Below are 16,517 nucleotides of genomic sequence, written 5' to 3' on the forward strand. Positions count from 1 at the left end.
TTCAGGATGTTAAAAACGTTCAAAATAGGCGGAGTACATCCTCCCGAAAATAAATTGTCGAAAGACCGGAAAATCGAAGTTCTTTCGATTCCGTCGGCTGTTTTTATTCCGGTGGCACAGCACATCGGAGCACCGTCAACACCGGTTGTTAAAAAAGGCGACAAGGTAAAAGTGGGACAGGTAATTGCGCAAAGCAGCAGTTTTGTTTCCACCAACATTCATTCTTCCGTTTCAGGAACAGTTAAAAAAGTTGATTTCTCGGCCGATAGCTCAGGCTATCCCAAACAAGGAATTTTTATTGATGTGGAAGGTGACGAGTGGATGGAAGACATCGACCGTTCCGAAACACTGGTAAAAGATATCTCGGTTGACGGCGCTGAAATCGTCAAAAAGATCCAGGAATGCGGAATCGTAGGTTTGGGGGGAGCTACCTTCCCAACGCATGTAAAACTGGTTCCGCCAAAGGGCATGAAAGCCGAAGTTCTGCTGATCAACGGCGTGGAATGTGAGCCTTACCTGACTTCCGACCACCGGCTGATGCTGGAAAAAGCAGATGAAATTTTGGTGGGTATTCAGCTGCTGATGAAAGCCATGAATGTTGACAAGGCAGTAATCGGTATCGAAAACAATAAACCGGACGCGATTCAGCTTCTCTCCGAGAAATGCAAATCAGTTGCCGGAGTTAGCGTGGTTGCACTGAAAGTTCAATACCCGCAGGGAGGAGAAAAACAGCTGATCAATGCAGTTACGGGCCGCGAAGTTCCGTCGGGAGCATTGCCCATTGCAGTGGGTGCCGTGGTGAGCAACGTGGGAACTGCCTTTGCGGTTTACGAAGCCATTCAAAAAAATAAACCACTGTTTGAGCGTGTAGTTACCGTTACCGGGAAAGGGGTATCCAAGCCTTCGAACTTCCTGGTAAGAGTCGGAACAGCTACTTCAGAACTGGTGGCAGCAGCAGGCGGACTACCCGAAAACACGGGCAAAATCATTAGCGGCGGCCCCATGATGGGACGCGCTATCAGCTCGCTGGATATTCCGGTTACCAAAGGAACCTCGGGCATTTTGCTGATGAAGGAAGAAGAATCGAAGCGGGAGGAAATAATCGCCTGTATTCGTTGTTCCCGCTGTGTATCGGTTTGTCCGATGGGACTGGAACCCTACCTGCTGATGACTTTGGGAGAAAAACAAATTTATGACCGCGCCGAAAGTGAAAGGGTGATGGATTGCATTGAATGTGGTTCGTGCAGTTATACCTGTCCCTCCAACCGGCCATTGCTGGACTACATCCGCTTTGGAAAGGGAAAAGTTGGTCAAATCATTCGTTCAAGAAAAAAATAAATCAAAAACTGCATAATGAGTAAATTATTAACAGTTTCGCCTTCGCCGCACGTACATTCAAGCGACTCGACACAGAAAATTATGTACCGGGTGATTTACGCCATGGTTCCGGCACTGATCTGGTCGGTGTTTATGTTCGGGATCGATGCCTTGCGTGTAACCCTGATAGCGGTTGCTGCCTGTGTGGCTTTCGAATACCTTATTCAAAAATACCTGATGAAAGTTACCCCGTCGGTTACCGATGGTTCTGCCATCATTACAGGTATATTACTGGCGTTTAACGTTCCGTCGAGCCTGCCGTGGTGGATCATCCTAATCGGTGCAATGGCGGCCATGGGAATTGGTAAACTTTCATTTGGCGGCCTCGGAAGCAACATTTTTAACCCGGCTTTGGTAGGTCGTGTGTTTTTGCTGTTGTCGTTCCCGGTTCAGATGACTTCGTGGCCCGGAATTAAAATGGCAGCGGTTGATGCAGTGTCAACGGCTACTCCGCTGGCATTGATCAAGGAAAGCGTGAAAAACGGCATTCCGATTGCAAAAGTTCAGGGTTTGCCCGATCTAACTGATCTGGCCATCGGGATGAATGCCGGTTCGCTGGGGGAAGTTTCAGCCTTGCTGCTGGTGTTGGGCGGAATTTATATGATCTGGAAAAAAGTAATTACCTGGCATATTCCGGTTTCCATTCTTGCAACAGTATTTGTATTCTCGGGTATCTTCTGGGGAATCAATCCTGAAATGTATGTAAACCCGGCTTTCCACATTATGACAGGGGGGTTAATGCTCGGTGCTATTTTTATGGCCACCGACATGGTGACTTCACCCATGAACCCGAAAGCACAGATCATCTACGGAATCGGAATCGGCTTGATAACCATCAGCATTCGTATGTTTGGCGCTTACCCCGAAGGTATTTCATTTGCCATTCTGATTATGAATGCGGTGACACCTTTACTCAACTACTACATTAAACCCAAACGATTCGGAGGACAATAAAATGGCAAAGAAAGAATCGACTTTTACAAGTATGGTGGCAACCCTGGTTTTGGTTACCGGAATTGCCGCAGCTGCACTGGGTTTTGTGTACGACTTTACCAAAGCCCCCATCGAGGCAGCAAAAATTAAAGCACAAACCGAAGCGATCACCCAGGTTCTTCCCGAATTTGATGAACTGGGAACCAGCTATAAAGTTCCGAGCGAAGCAGGTGGCGACAGCATTGAGCTGTTTCCCGCATTCAAAGGCGGCGAACTGGCCGGAACTGCGATAAAAACATACACCCGCACTGGTTTTAGCGGTTACATTTCCATTATGGCCGGAATTGACAAGGATGGAAACATCTCCGGTTATTCGGTGTTGGACCATGCTGAAACACCGGGTTTGGGTTCTAAAATGGACACCTGGTTTAACAACGCTTCCAAACCCAATCAGAATGTAATCGGGAAAAACCCGAATACCACGAACTTTACCGTATCAAAAGACGGTGGTGACATTGATGCCATCACGGCTTCGACCATCACCTCACGCGCTTTCCTTGATGCTTTGCGCAGAGGCTATACGGCTTACGAAACGAAGAAATAGTTCAGAGTTCAGAGAAGAAATAGTTCAGAGTTTAAAGTTCAGAGTTTAGAGTATGGCAACATTTAATACGTTCGAAGATATAATTGCCTGGCAAAAAGCCAGAGAGCTTTGTAAACTTATAAACGTTTACACTGGCTACCATGCTTTTTCAAAGGACTTTAAACTTGTGAGTCAAATAAAAGGTTCGTCTGGTTCAGCCATGGATAATATTGCCGAAGGTTTTGAAAGAGGTGGAAATAAAGAGTTCATTCAGTTTCTGTTTATTTCAAAAGGTTCAGCAGGAGAAGTCCGTTCTCAACTTTATCGTGCCTTGGACAATGGATATATTAGCCCGGACGAGTTCCAAAAGGCATATAATTTAGCCGATGAAGTCGGAAAATTAGACCGAGGCTTGATTAGCCATTTAAAGGAAAGTGAATTAAAAGGTGATAAATATAAAAAGTAAACAAGTATAAGTTTTGCAGATTTAGTTGTTCGGAGTAGCGACTCTCAACTCTGAACACTGAACGCTAAACTCTAAACAAAAGAAATATGAATCAGTGGAAAAATTTTTCGAAAGGATTTATAAAAGAAAACCCGGTATTTGTATTGGTACTTGGTATGTGTCCTACTCTCGGGGTTACTTCTTCTGCGATAAACGGTCTGGGAATGGGCCTGGCCACCACCTTTGTTCTGCTTATGTCGAACATTGTTATTTCATTGGTAAAAGACGTTATTCCGGATAAAGTAAGAATCCCGGCTTTTATTGTGATCATTGCAGCTTTTGTTACCGTTGTTCAGTTACTGATGCAGGCGTTTGTTCCTGCCTTGTACAAAAGCCTGGGGCTGTTTATTCCCTTGATTGTGGTAAACTGTATCGTGCTCGGCCGTGCTGAAGCCTTTGCATCAAAAAACAATCCTTTGTCGTCGGCCATTGACGGAATTGGAATCGGACTCGGATTTACTTTTGCCCTGGTTTTGCTGGGCGGTATCCGCGAAGTGCTGGGAAGCGGCAAGCTTTTCAACATCACTTTGTATTCCGAGAATTTCGTAACACTACTGTTTGTTCTGGCACCCGGAGCGTTTATCGTTTTGGGCTACCTGATTGCCATTATTAACCGCATTAAAAAGAATTAAGGAGGAAAGGATATGAGTTACTTTGTAATTATACTGGGCGCGATACTGGTTAACAACATTGTGTTAATGCAGTTTTTGGGAATCTGCCCTTTTCTGGGGGTTTCCAAGCGTATCTCCACCGCAATCGGAATGACAGGTGCCGTAGCTTTTGTAATGGTTTTGGCAACCATTGTTACCTACCTTATTCAAAACTACGTGCTCAACAAATTTGGGCTGGCCTTTTTACAAACCATTGCATTTATCCTGGTAATAGCCTCGCTGGTTCAGCTGGTCGAAATTATTCTGAAGAAAGTAAGCCCGCCGCTTTACCAAGCATTGGGTATATTTCTTCCGCTGATTACTACCAACTGTGCAATCCTGGGTGTGGCAATTCTGACCATCCAAAAAGAATTCAACCTGCTCGAAGGAGTCGTTTACGCGATCTCGAATGCCATCGGTTTTGGACTTGCTTTGATCATTTTTGCCGGCATTCGCGAACACCTTGATTTGCAGAATGTACCCAAAGGATTAAAAGGCACTCCGATCGCTTTGATAACCGCCGGAATTCTGGCAATGGCCTTTATGGGATTCTCGGGTTTGGTATAAGTTTAAATCTACATTAATTAGCTAAATAAAAAGGAAAACGGATCATTTCAACTTCTCTAAATGACATTTAAATGCTAATTTTGCTATGTATAGATAGCAATTTCAACAAACTCATAAAAAAGTAAATACCTTGGAATTTTTTCAGCAGATACATAAATCATTGCTCATTAGTCCGAAAGAGACCATTAAGCGGGAGTTGATGGACCAAATTGACTGGAGCCAGCGACTCATCTGTATCAAAGGATTCAGAGGAGTTGGGAAAACGACTTTTCTGCTGGATTACATCCGGAAATACCACCCCGAAAGCAACGACGTACTTTACATCAACCTGAATAACTTTTATTTCACCAAACGGAAAATAAGTTCGTTTGCCGACGAGTTTGCCAAACGGGGCGGAAAAATCCTGATATTGGATCAGATTCAGAAATACCCCGACTGGTCGGAAGACCTTAGAAAGTGTGTCGATGAAATTCCGGAGATTCAGATCATATTTTCATCGTCACCGGTTTTAAGAATTACCGAGGGTAACCCTGACCTGGAAGGGATTGCAAAAATCTACCACCTCGAAGGGCTTTCGTTCCGCGAATACCTGAACCACCTGGCTGGAAAGAACTTTAGAACCTACAGCTTCGAGGAGATTCTTTCGGATCATATTTCCATAGCACAGGAGATTGTTGCGGAGGTTCGCCCGTTGGCTTTTTTCGACGAATATTTAAAAAACGGATACTTCCCCTATTACATGGATGATCCGAACTTTTATACAAACCGATTACTGAAGAATATAAATCTGGCCCTGGAAATTGATGTTCCGTACATCAACCAGATAGAATTTAAATACCTGTCGAAACTGAGGAAGCTGTTGCATTTGCTGGCATCAGAAACACCTTTTACACCCAATGTGAGCAAACTGGCCGGTTCGATCGAGACTTCGCGTGCCACGGTAATGAATTACCTGAAGTACCTGAAAAATGCCAAACTGATCAACCTGCTATATACCAACGGTGGCGGCGACGACGACCAGATGAAAAAACCGGACAAGGTATACATGCACAACACCAACCTGCTGCACGCTATTGCGCCGGATAATACCGACAATCTGACGATGCGCCAGACCTTTTTTTACAACCAGGTTGGGTACAAACGAAAACTTTCAAAATCGCCGATAGCCGACTTTTGTGTCGATGGCAAATACCAGTTTAACGTGGGTGGCCGTAAACTGCTAGCCGAAGGAGATATTTACGCGGCGTCTGACGTTATTGAAATCGGACAAGGCAAAAAGATCCCACTCTGGCTGTTTGGATTTTTGTATTAGATACGAAATACCCGATACTGGATACAAGATGCCAGATATTGGATACTGGATATTGAATTTAAAAAAGCAATAATAACGGATGTCTTATAAACGACTTGAAATATGGCAGATAGCAAATGAACTGGTCATCAAAATACACAAGATGACACTTGAGCTTCTTCCTGCATTCGAAATGTATGAAGAAGGGAGCCAGATAAGACGTTCATCAAAATCTGCAAAGTCATTGATCGTTGAAGGATACGGAAGACGGGCCTACAAACAGGACTTTCTTCGGTTTCTGACCAACGCACAGGCATCAAATGACGAAACGTCGGATCATCTTGAAAATCTTTGGAATACCAAATCACTAAAAGAAGAAGAGGTTTACAAAGAACTTTTTGAGCTAACAGAAAAACTTGGAAAAAAATTAAACAGCTTCATTCGCTCAGTACAACAGAAACACAATATAGTAACAGAACCAGAAGAAGAATATTCATAATACGATCGAGTATCGAGTATCGAGTATCGAGTATCCGGAATCAAATAACGAGAATCAAAAATCAAATAATTAAATAGATTAAAAACGCAAATAAAATGGCAAAACAAAAAAAATTCATCACATGTGACGGTAACTACGCTGCGGCGTACATGAGTTACATGTTTAGTGAAGTTGCCTGCATCTATCCTATTACACCGTCTTCAACTATGGCTGAGTATGTGGATGAATGGGCTGCTTTTGGTAAGAAAAATATGTTCGGACGTCCTGTTCGCCTGGCAGAAATGCAGAGTGAAGCAGGTGCAGCAGGTGCCGTTCACGGCTCATTGCAGTCGGGAGCGCTTACTTCCACTTATACAGCTTCTCAGGGATTGCTGCTGATGATCCCGAATATGTATAAAATTGCGGGCGAGCTTCTGCCTACCGTATTCCACGTAAGTGCCCGTGCGCTTGCCGGTCATGCATTGTCAATCTTCGGCGACCACAGCGATATTTACGCTGCCCGTCAAACCGGTTTTGCAATGTTGGGAGCAGGTTCTGTTCAGGAAGAAATGGACCTTGCAGGTGTTGCCCACCTGGCCACCATCAAGTCAAGAATTCCGTTCCTGGCTTTCTTCGACGGTTTCCGCACATCGCACGAAATCCAGAAGATTGAAGCCATTGCAATGGAAGACATCGTTCCGCTGGTTGACCAAACAGCTTTGCAGGAATTCCGTAACAGGGCACTGAATCCTGAAAATCCGGTAACCCGTGGTACAGCTCAGAACCCGGATATTTTCTTCCAGGCAAAAGAATCGGCCAACAAATTTTACGATGCCGTTCCGGATATCGTAGCCGATTACATGGATCAAATCAGCGAACTAACCGGTCGCAAATACCGTCCGTTTACTTATTACGGAGCTCCGGATGCTGAAAACATCATCATCGCTATGGGTTCGGTAACAGAAACCATCAAAGAAACCATCGACTACCTGGCTTCTCAGGGCAAAAAAGTTGGTTTGGTTTCGGTTCACTTGTTCCGTCCGTTCTCGGCCAAACATTTTGTTGAAGCACTTCCTTCAACTGTTAAGAGAATTGCTGTTCTCGACCGTGCCAAAGAACCGGGAGCTGCCGGCGAACCGCTGTACCTCGACATCCGTTCACATTTCTACGGAAAAGAAAATGCTCCTGAAATCGTTGGCGGACGCTTCGGTTTAGGATCAAAAGATACCACTCCGGCCCAGATTCTTTCGGTTTACGAAAACCTGGAAATGAAGGAGCCGAAAAATGCCTTCACCATCGGTATTGTTGACGATGTTACCTTTACATCGCTCCCGATGAAAGAGGAAATCAATATTACACCTGCGGGTACTTACCAGGCCAAATTCTACGGTTTGGGTTCTGACGGTACTGTGGGTGCCAACAAAAACTCGATCAAAATTATTGGCGACGCCACCGATAAATCGTGCCAGGGATACTTCCAGTACGACTCAAAAAAATCAGGCGGTTTTACCTGTTCGCACCTGCGTTTTGGCGACAAACCAATCCGCTCGACTTACCTGGTAACCACTCCTGACTTTGTGGCCTGCCACGTTCCGGCTTACCTGCATTTGTACGATGTACTGAAAGGTTTGAAAAAAGGAGGTTCTTTCCTGCTGAACTCAATCTGGGACGAAGAAGAAACAAAAAATCAGCTGCCCGACAGTATGAAAAAATACATGGCAGCCAACGATATCAGCTTCTACATCATCAACGGTACCAAACTGGGTGAAGAACTTGGCCTGGGAACCCGTACCAATACCATCATGCAGTCGGCATTCTTCAAAATCACCGGTGTAATTCCTTACGAAATGGCGGTGGAAGAAATGAAGAAAGCCATTGTTAAATCATACGGCAAAAAAGGCGAGCACATTGTAAACATGAACTACGCCGCAGTTGACGCCGGTGGTAAAAACGTGGTACAGGTAGAAGTACCGGCAGAATGGAAAGACATTGTGCTGAAAAGCGAAGAAGAAGAATCAGTACGCCCGGCATACATCCGCAAGGTGGTTGATGTAATCAACGGTCAGCGTGGTGATGATCTTCCTGTTTCTACTTTTGTTGGTTCGGAAGACGGACAGTTCCCGCTCGGAACAGCAGCTTTCGAAAAACGCGGTATCGCAGTAAACGTACCCGAATGGCAGGCTGACAACTGTATCCAGTGTAACCAGTGTGCGTACGTTTGTCCTCACGCTGCTATTCGTCCGTTCCTGATGGATGAAGCAGAAGTAGACGCAGCTCCTGCAGGAACTGAAGTAAAAACGGCTACTCCTTCCAAAATGTTTGGCGGGCTGAACTTCCGCATCCAGGTATCACCGCTTGACTGTACAGGTTGTGGTAACTGTGCCGACGTTTGTCCTTCAAAAGAAAAAGCCTTGATCATGAAGCCGCTGGGAACACAGCAGGCCGAAGTGGAACGCTGGAACTACATGGACGGCAAAGTAACCGTGAAAGAAAACGTGGTTGACAAAACCAAATCGGTTAAAAACTCACAGTTTGCACAGCCATTGTTCGAGTTCTCGGGAGCTTGTGCGGGTTGTGGTGAAACTCCCTACATTAAACTGATCACCCAATTGTACGGCGAGCGCATGATGGTGGCCAACGCTACCGGATGTTCTTCTATCTATGGTGGTTCGGCTCCGTCAACTCCTTACTGTAAACACAAGGAATCGGGTCACGGTCCGGCATGGGCAAACTCACTGTTCGAAGACAACGCCGAATACGGTTTTGGTTTTTCTGAAGGTGTTTCAGCTCAACGCAACCGTCTTGAAGACATCATGAACACTGCGCTTTCAAACGGTGCTTCAGAGGCAGAAAAAGAAGTTTTTGCTGAATGGATCGCTCAGAAGAATGATGGTGAAGGTTCGGTAGTTGCATCTAAAAAAGTGCTCGAAGTAATCGAAAACAGCAACAGCGAATACGCTAGCGAAATCAAAAATCTGAAACAGTACCTGGTAAAAAAATCAATCTGGGTATTTGGTGGCGACGGTTGGGCATACGACATCGGTTACGGTGGTCTCGACCATGTGATGGCCAGCGGAGAAGACGTAAACGTACTGGTAATGGATACCGAAGTATATTCAAACACCGGTGGACAGTCGTCAAAAGCAACTCCGGTGGGTGCTGTGGCTAAATTTGCCGCTGCCGGTAAACGCGTTCGCAAAAAAGACCTGGGTGCTATGATGATGAGCTATGGCTATGTGTACGTAGCACAAGTGGCTATGGGCGCTAACCAGTCGCAGTACTTCAAAGCACTGAGAGAAGCAGAAGCTTATCCCGGACCATCGCTGATCATTGCTTACTCTCCATGTATCAACCACGGATTGCGTGCCAGCATGGGACGTACCCAGGAAGAAGAGAAAAAAGCAGTGGAAGCAGGTTACTGGTCGCTGTACCGTTACAACCCACTGTTGGAAGCAGAAGGTAAAAACCCGTTCCAGCTTGATTCAAAAGAGCCGGATTGGAACAAATTCCAGGACTTCCTAAACGGCGAAGTACGTTATACTTCACTGAAAAAATCGTTCCCGGCAGTAGCCGACGAACTTTTCTCGGCAGCTGAAGACAACGCAAAATGGCGTCACAACTCGTACAAACGACTGGCAGCCATGGATTTCTCGCAGCCAGAAGCTGAAGTAGAGGCATAAAAAAAACCTTACTATATAAAAAGGCCGCTCTCCGTTTTCGGAAGCGGCTTTTTTTGTTGTGTCTTGTATAGGAATGGTGCTGCGGATTATTTACAACTAGCTTTAATTCTCCAAAAGGAAGGCGCATACTGCTTGAAACGAAAGCAAATCAGGTTGATTTCTCTAATGGAATCTGTATTTTTCACAAATGTTTAGATACAATTAACACCAGCTAACAAACTCCCATTCAAAACCCAACTCTTTCCACACATTTGCAATTTATTTTTCAATAACTATCGGTTCTCCTACCAGGGAAGCAGGAATCCGGATTAAGCATGCTCCTGAGACTTCATCCCAGCTCCATTCCGCTTTTTCAATGGTATCAGGTAAAATATTCTCCGATTTTTTAACCTTGAAGGTTTTTAATTTTTTATCTGATAAATGAACCGATGTCGGCTTTCGTTCCATGTAAACCTGGTAAACCAAGTCTCGGCTCCGGACTCTAAACCCATTTGAATCGATTGCCTTGAAACCAATCTCCAAGCCTGTTCTTTTTGCCAGGCACTGAATTTTACGCTTTACGAATATGTCCGACTTATAGTTATTCGTCTCACCATCGTCTTCATAAACTTCAAATTTTGCCGATTTATTGATACCGGCGGGAAATACACTCAATAAAAGCGGATAATCAGCCTTTTCGCCTATAAATTGCATCACTGGCATTTGTGGAATAATCGAACCTCTTTTCACAAACATTGGGATGGTTTCAAGCTCAACCGGATATTCAATCCATTGATTGCCAGTAAACGCATTCGCTGGATCATTGAAATCTAACCACTCTCCTTCCGGCAGATAGATTCTTTTGAAAGCTGCCCCCTCTTCCATAACCGGGGCCACCAGCAACTCTTCTCCAAACATAAATTCAGAATCAAGATTCGCAGCTTCAGGATCATCCGGATATTCCAGCATCAACGCACGCATCAAAGGAAGTCCGGTATCATGTGCTTCCCGTGCGTACGTATAAATGTAAGGGAACAGCTGGTACTTCAACTCAATGGTTGTTTTTGCAATTTGTTCAGCTTCCTCCCCAAACAACCAGGGCTCTACGGCATTGTTACCTTCGTGATGAATGCGACTGAGCGGGTTAAACGCACCAAACTGAAGCCAGCGAACATATAATTCACGCATTGCACCGTAATCGGTAATATCGCCGCAGTACCCGGAAATATCGGTTGCCCAAAATGGAATACCGCCCATTCCGGCAGATAACGCTATGGGCAGCTGAGCGGCCAATTGATTCCACCCATCGGTAACGTCGTTGCCATTACCCGCATCGCCCGACCAACCAAAAGTATAGCGTTGCATACCGGCAAAAGCAGCGCGAGTCATCTGAAAAATTCGGGTATTTGGATTGTGTTTCTCAAATTGTTGAGTTACAATTTTGTCCCAGATCAATCCGTAAACATTATGAATTTCATCGTGCATCCCAAGGTGATGTTTCATGGACAACCGGTCGAAGCTTTCTTCGTTACTCCAGGCAGGTTCACCCATGTCTGTCCAAAACCCCCGTACCCCCACATCTAATACCTTTTGTTGATAATTCCCCCACCAATCGGCTACCTCCGGATTCGAAAAATCAACCACACCACAATTTCCACCCCAAGGCCAGGGCATATCGTACGTTTTACCAGACCGAACATCAGTTGCAAAATAACCCAGAGAATCAGCTTCGTGCCACTGGCTTTTATTTGTTTGCGAAATTATCGGGTTTTGAGATACAATTACTTTAAAACCTTCAGACTCCAAATCGGACAGCATTTTTGCCGGATTTTCGTAATTTCCGTCTCGCCATTCAAAATCCTGCAAGTTCTGTGTCCAGCCAATATCCTGATAAATAATGTCGCATGGAATCTCCCGGTCGCGATATCCCTTTGCTATTTCACGGGTAAGCTGTTCGTTGGTAAGCATTCCCCTGCATTGGGCAAAGCCCAGTGCCCAGGCCGGCGGCATAATCGGCTGGCCAGTCAGCTTTGTATAACCACTGATAATTTGCTTATAGGTTGGCCCATATATAAAGTAATATTCCATTTCTCCTCCGGGAGTAGAAAATGAATAATAGTTATCCGACTCTACCCCAAAATCATAAGTTGTTTTATAGGTATTATCGAAGAAAATCCCGTAACCGGAACTACTCATAAAAAAAGGAATGCTTTTGTAGAGCGGATCTTCATTTACAGAATAGCATGGTTTGTCACTGTTCCACATTTTTAACCGGCTTCCAACACGATCCAACGGTCCGTTTTTTTCACCCAAGCCATAAATATGTTCTCCCGGCTTCAATGTCTTATAACTTGACATTTGAGTTGAATCGACCACAAACCCCATGTCCAGGAAATCCTCCATCAGCAATTTCTGGTATTTGTCGTAAACCCTTATTTGAAAAGGTGATTTTTCAATCCGAACGATCAGTTCTCCGGTATATATTTCGTAACTGCCCGGTTGCTCCGAAATATTTAGGTGTGAGTTCCCATCGCCTTTTTTTATCACGGCAAATGACTCATTGTTTCTTTTAAAACCATCGGTATCGTACCATATTTTTAAAATGCCTGAACCGACATCTTCTATTTGAACCTGAATATTATATTCACAATCAAAGATTACTTTATTGCCTTGTATCTTATAAGAATGACAGGTGCCTGGCTTTACATTTTCGGCCTGCACCGGCATTATGATTCCCCCAAAAAGGGAAAGGAAAATTAGTCTTAAAAAATATTTCTTCATGCCTTTGTATTTGTACTATTCATTAATTTTTAAAATTTCACCTTTTATAATGAAGGTCGGAGTGGCTCCAATTAAACTCCTCGAAGCAAGCTGACGGGTTGTCAAATTGGGCAACCATTGTTTTATTCAAACCAAGGTGCGAGGAATACAACCCAATGGGTTTCCTCTCCGTTAGTAGACAGCTCTAGATCCCTGCCAGACGGACAGGAGTTCGGCTAAATGATTTTGACAAACAAAATCATAGCTTATTGATTTAGAGCCTAAAGCACTAAAGTGCTCTATCTGCTTACACAGTAATATGACTTTTGGGACTATTCGAACTCCAACACGATCGTTGTCCAGTATTTCAGCTCAGGCAGTGTAAAAACAACACGGTCGTTGCTTTGGAAAAAATCGAGTGCACGCGAAGCACCCCCTATAATGTCGGGTGATGCCACCCACACTTTTTTTACTGTTTGAGCCGATGCAACAGAAAGAGGAGCATCTTTTATAAGGGTTGGACTTGCCTGGTTTCCGTCATTGTCTCTCCACTGCTGACTTTTCGAATCTGTAAAATTGATCAAGTGAACCACCTGCCTGTTATCAACTTTCTTACAAACTGTTGCCACTTCCCCTTGGCTTGCCGGCCAATTGGCTATTTTCATTTTGCCATCAACCGACGTTACAGTTGCCATATTAAAAATTCCGCCATCACGCAGCAGGTTTTGATAAGCCACCAGAAAGTCGTAATAATCCGGCAAAGCTGCCATTAAATCAGCTTTCATTTGCAGATTACTATTCGGAAAATACTCTTTCCCCAACATGTGTTCTCCCAATTCGAGATGCGAGCCCCCAAAAGCAAAAATAACGGCATCAGTCATTAACACAGCAGGCGTATTAAAATACCCCTGGTTGTTTGCCAAATTGTAGTTCATGTAGGCTGCCAGCACTGTATTTTTGGTGTTATTGCTATAGGTGTTGTTCTGCTGAATGATATAGGACAGATCATTGTAAGTATCGTTCGGCGACCAAACTTCAGTGTACAGAAAATCAGCAGAAGATTGCGCAATTCCTTTCTGTCCGTATTGATTTACCGCATTCATTACAATATTTTTTGAAGGTTGCCCGGCTTTCATCGCCTCAATAAAAGGTTTGTAAGTTTGTGAAAGATCCAACACAGAACCATCGTATTTATAGCGAGTTCCCCGGTCACCCAGTTGATCCATATGATACCCATCGAAATCGAGAAACTGGTAAACTGTTTGATTCTCGTCTGCAATGTACTGCTGCCAGTCTGTGTTAGAAGGATCAAGCAGGTAAATATTGCTTAAAAAAGGAGACGATAAAGGATGAAAGTCCCGATTGCGATGCCCATTATCTGTAAATACATACCATTCTTTTTGAACGCCATCGGCTTCTGCTTCGCCCCACGCTCCGTAGACCAAGTTGTAGAACATTGTTTTTATGTTTCTACTCTTTGCTTTTTCAATGTAGCTTTCTACCGTACTGAATGAAATATCGCGGTTAATAATGTCTTTCCAACTACCGGCAGGTACTCCTTGCTCAACTGGAAGTGGCATGTGATGCTTGTTTTGCCAGTCGTAAAACTGGAGTCCGTTGATATGATACTTGGCAAGATTATCAATCACAGCGTCCATTTGAGCATCGGTTAACTGGGAAAACCGGGAGAGGAAACCATAACGGGGAAATCTTGTCCAATCAGATGATACATCAACGCCAACAGTGGCATAGATGGTTTCTACTTCCCCACTTCTGCTGTAAACCTCAACGGCATAACCACGAAAATCGATGGTTGGAGTTTGCCAATTCCAGCTGGAGCCTGATATCGAAGTTTCATCAATAATCTCATCCAGGTATTTATAACGCACCTGTGCCGATCCTGGTAATTTTGAATTGTCAATTGTAAAAACCACGATGCTTCCGGGGGCATAAGCTGCTTTATCTGTTACTAAACTTACATTTAAGTAGTTGGGAGTTACCGGATTTTCCGGGATTTCGAGATTGGGATCAAGAGTTATCTCATCATCCGATTTTCCACAAGCAATAACCCATCCGGCAAACACTAAACTGATTACTATTTTCGTAAACTGCCTCATTAATTTTTCTCTGTTAATTCTTTTGACCTAGAAGTCCACGGGAAGAGTAAGACTTTCCCGTGGACTGATCTAACTAAACTATTGTTTGATGATTGTTATATTTTCACTGTCAAGGTCAATCGTAATTGTGTAATTTCCGGCATCGCCGTCCTGCAGCTTCCATTTATTATCGTCACCTTCGCACCCATGGCGTATCTTGTAACTTCCATTGGTTACCGATTGATTTGGTGTTGCAGCAATCAGCCAATCGCCATCGCACCAATCTCCCTGGTATTTAGAGAACTTAAACTCGCCGGTAGGATTGTCAGCACCCAACGCCCCGGTGAAAGTATAAATGCCGTTGGCATAGATCATCGGCTCGGGGGCCCCAATGTCCCATCCATTCGGTCCTCCGTCGCCAATCAGATAAAGCATGACAGGCTCTATTTCGATAGTCCCCGAATACAGGTTGACCGTTATGTTATAACGCCCCTGGGTTTCTTCTGTAACATGCCATTTGTTATCCGGCCCTTCACAACCTTGTGTTACAATATAATCGGTGGCGGTTAAAACCTGATCGCTCTGCGTGGCATTCAACCATTCGCCATCGCACCAATCCCCTTTAAAAGTTGATATTTTAAAATCTCCGGGGCTTAGTGTTGCTTCATAGGTAAAAACAAAAGGGTCATCACCATCGCGTGTAAAAGCTTCGGGATTTCCAATATTCCACCCACTTGGAGAGGCATCGCCAATAATGTAAAGATTTAAGAAAGCCGGACCAGCCAGTTTTTCAACATCAATCGTTAAATCAACCAGGTTAACGGTTAGCTTGTAATTGCCACTTTCGCTTATTTGCCATTGCACATCATCCCCGCTTCCGCCTTCGTTGTATACCAACCTTCCTTCGTATGCGGGATCTTGTGTGTAAAAATCCTGGCACCCGCACTCATCCTGACTCACAGCAAATTTAAAATTCCCGGTCGTCAATTGCCCCTGGTAAGTAAACAGCCAGGGCTTCGATGTTGATGCAGTTAAAGGTGTTGCACCAGTAATATCCCAACCGTTTGGCGTTGCATCGCCTACAATGTATAACTCCGGACTTACCGGTTTATAAGTAGTTACAGTGAAGCTTTTTATTTCTGTAACGCCATCTTCAACGTCCTCGTTGGTAACATTGGCTGTTACTTTTACCTCAAACTCAGCAGTAGTTCCGGCCTGAATGTCCCAAAAGTTTAGGATCAGGTCGTTTAAACCTGACACGGTGAAGCTTTTTTCATAAACTCCTTTTCCTAAATCATAGGTTTTGGCGCTGGCAAAGTTGTTTCCGGCTTTATCAACCTCCAGAATATACGAAATTGAACTTCCTGTCCCCTGGTTACTTCCCCTGCTCCACGAAATAACAAGCGATGTGTTGGCATAAGCTTCCTGTGATAACACCAGCTCGTTTGCAGAAAGCGATAAGCTTACGGGGTCGCCCTTCAAAATAACAATATCTTCGTCCTGCTGACAGGAATTCAGGAAACCCCCAAAGCAGAAAGTCAAAGTAATAAACATAATTGTTGTTCCAAGCATCTTGGCTGCCTGGATGTATTTCAGTTGAAATCTATTGTGTTTCATT

General features: G+C 44.3%; 12 protein-coding genes. 9 read left to right on the plus strand and 3 right to left on the minus strand.

Going from position 1 to position 16,517, the window contains the following annotated elements:
• Positions 1 to 6 precede the first annotated feature (6 nt).
• The 9 genes from rsxC (at position 7) to nifJ (ending at position 10,064) form a co-directional block, all read left to right on the plus strand.
• Positions 7 to 1,338, plus strand: coding sequence for an electron transport complex subunit RsxC (gene rsxC / locus D1614_RS15870; protein ID WP_119438946.1), 1,332 nt, complete (start codon positions 7 to 9; stop codon positions 1,336 to 1,338).
• Between the two features lie 15 nt (positions 1,339 to 1,353).
• Positions 1,354 to 2,331: an RnfABCDGE type electron transport complex subunit D gene (locus tag D1614_RS15875; protein ID WP_119438947.1), complete on the plus strand. Its 978-nt coding sequence runs from the start codon at positions 1,354 to 1,356 to the stop codon at positions 2,329 to 2,331.
• Position 2,332: 1 nt separating this feature from the next.
• On the plus strand, positions 2,333 to 2,914 hold the full coding sequence (locus tag D1614_RS15880; protein ID WP_119438948.1) for an RnfABCDGE type electron transport complex subunit G: 582 nt from the start codon (positions 2,333 to 2,335) through the stop codon (positions 2,912 to 2,914).
• A gap of 52 nt (positions 2,915 to 2,966) precedes the next feature.
• The gene (locus D1614_RS15885) at positions 2,967 to 3,359 is read left to right on the plus strand and encodes a four helix bundle protein (RefSeq protein ID WP_119438949.1); all 393 of its coding nucleotides are present in this window, start codon (positions 2,967 to 2,969) and stop codon (positions 3,357 to 3,359) included.
• 86 nt (positions 3,360 to 3,445) lie between these two features.
• The gene (gene rsxE, locus D1614_RS15890; RefSeq protein WP_119438950.1) at positions 3,446 to 4,030 is read left to right on the plus strand and encodes an electron transport complex subunit RsxE; all 585 of its coding nucleotides are present in this window, start codon (positions 3,446 to 3,448) and stop codon (positions 4,028 to 4,030) included.
• 12 nt (positions 4,031 to 4,042) lie between these two features.
• Positions 4,043 to 4,615 (plus strand): electron transport complex subunit RsxA, encoded by a 573-nt coding sequence (gene rsxA, locus D1614_RS15895; RefSeq protein ID WP_119438951.1) that lies wholly within the window; start codon positions 4,043 to 4,045, stop codon positions 4,613 to 4,615.
• A 130-nt stretch (positions 4,616 to 4,745) separates the two neighbouring features.
• On the plus strand, positions 4,746 to 5,927 hold the full coding sequence (locus D1614_RS15900; RefSeq protein ID WP_241558119.1) for an ATP-binding protein: 1,182 nt from the start codon (positions 4,746 to 4,748) through the stop codon (positions 5,925 to 5,927).
• 79 nt (positions 5,928 to 6,006) lie between these two features.
• Positions 6,007 to 6,405 (plus strand): four helix bundle protein, encoded by a 399-nt coding sequence (locus D1614_RS15905; protein WP_119438952.1) that lies wholly within the window; start codon positions 6,007 to 6,009, stop codon positions 6,403 to 6,405.
• A gap of 95 nt (positions 6,406 to 6,500) precedes the next feature.
• Entirely contained in the window at positions 6,501 to 10,064 is a 3,564-nt protein-coding gene (gene nifJ, locus D1614_RS15910) for a pyruvate:ferredoxin (flavodoxin) oxidoreductase (protein ID WP_119438953.1), read from the plus strand.
• Positions 10,065 to 10,322: 258 nt separating this feature from the next.
• Here nifJ and D1614_RS15915 read toward each other — a convergent pair whose 3' ends face one another.
• The 3 genes from D1614_RS15915 to D1614_RS15925 all read right to left on the minus strand — a co-directional run bounded on the left by D1614_RS15915 (position 10,323) and on the right by D1614_RS15925 (position 16,516).
• Positions 10,323 to 12,824: a glycoside hydrolase family 31 protein gene (locus tag D1614_RS15915; protein ID WP_119438954.1), complete on the minus strand. Its 2,502-nt coding sequence runs from the start codon at positions 12,822 to 12,824 to the stop codon at positions 10,323 to 10,325.
• Positions 12,825 to 13,135: 311 nt separating this feature from the next.
• Entirely contained in the window at positions 13,136 to 14,920 is a 1,785-nt protein-coding gene (locus D1614_RS15920; RefSeq protein ID WP_119438955.1) for an endo-dextranase, read from the minus strand.
• A 78-nt stretch (positions 14,921 to 14,998) separates the two neighbouring features.
• Positions 14,999 to 16,516: a SusE domain-containing protein gene (locus D1614_RS15925; protein ID WP_119438956.1), complete on the minus strand. Its 1,518-nt coding sequence runs from the start codon at positions 16,514 to 16,516 to the stop codon at positions 14,999 to 15,001.
• Between the last annotated feature and the right edge of the window lies 1 nt (position 16,517).

This window comes from Maribellus luteus (assembly GCF_003576475.1).
Taxonomy (GTDB): Bacteria; Bacteroidota; Bacteroidia; order Bacteroidales; family Prolixibacteraceae; genus Draconibacterium; species Draconibacterium luteum.

What these genes read in the sequence shown, in the direction of transcription:
- D1614_RS15880 (WP_119438948.1), top strand. Translation starts at nt 2,333, where the DNA reads ATGGCAAAGAAAGAATCGACTTTTACAAGTATGGTGGCAACCCTGGTT.
- D1614_RS15885 (WP_119438949.1), top strand. Translation starts at nt 2,967, where the DNA reads ATGGCAACATTTAATACGTTCGAAGATATAATTGCCTGGCAAAAAGCC.
- rsxA (WP_119438951.1), top strand. Translation starts at nt 4,043, where the DNA reads ATGAGTTACTTTGTAATTATACTGGGCGCGATACTGGTTAACAACATT.
- rsxE (WP_119438950.1), top strand. Translation starts at nt 3,446, where the DNA reads ATGAATCAGTGGAAAAATTTTTCGAAAGGATTTATAAAAGAAAACCCG.
- D1614_RS15925 (WP_119438956.1), bottom strand. Translation starts at nt 16,516, where the DNA reads ATGAAACACAATAGATTTCAACTGAAATACATCCAGGCAGCCAAGATG.
- D1614_RS15915 (WP_119438954.1), bottom strand. Translation starts at nt 12,824, where the DNA reads ATGAAGAAATATTTTTTAAGACTAATTTTCCTTTCCCTTTTTGGGGGA.
- D1614_RS15875 (WP_119438947.1), top strand. Translation starts at nt 1,354, where the DNA reads ATGAGTAAATTATTAACAGTTTCGCCTTCGCCGCACGTACATTCAAGC.
- rsxC (WP_119438946.1), top strand. Translation starts at nt 7, where the DNA reads ATGTTAAAAACGTTCAAAATAGGCGGAGTACATCCTCCCGAAAATAAA.
- D1614_RS15920 (WP_119438955.1), bottom strand. Translation starts at nt 14,920, where the DNA reads ATGAGGCAGTTTACGAAAATAGTAATCAGTTTAGTGTTTGCCGGATGG.
- D1614_RS15905 (WP_119438952.1), top strand. Translation starts at nt 6,007, where the DNA reads ATGTCTTATAAACGACTTGAAATATGGCAGATAGCAAATGAACTGGTC.
- nifJ (WP_119438953.1), top strand. Translation starts at nt 6,501, where the DNA reads ATGGCAAAACAAAAAAAATTCATCACATGTGACGGTAACTACGCTGCG.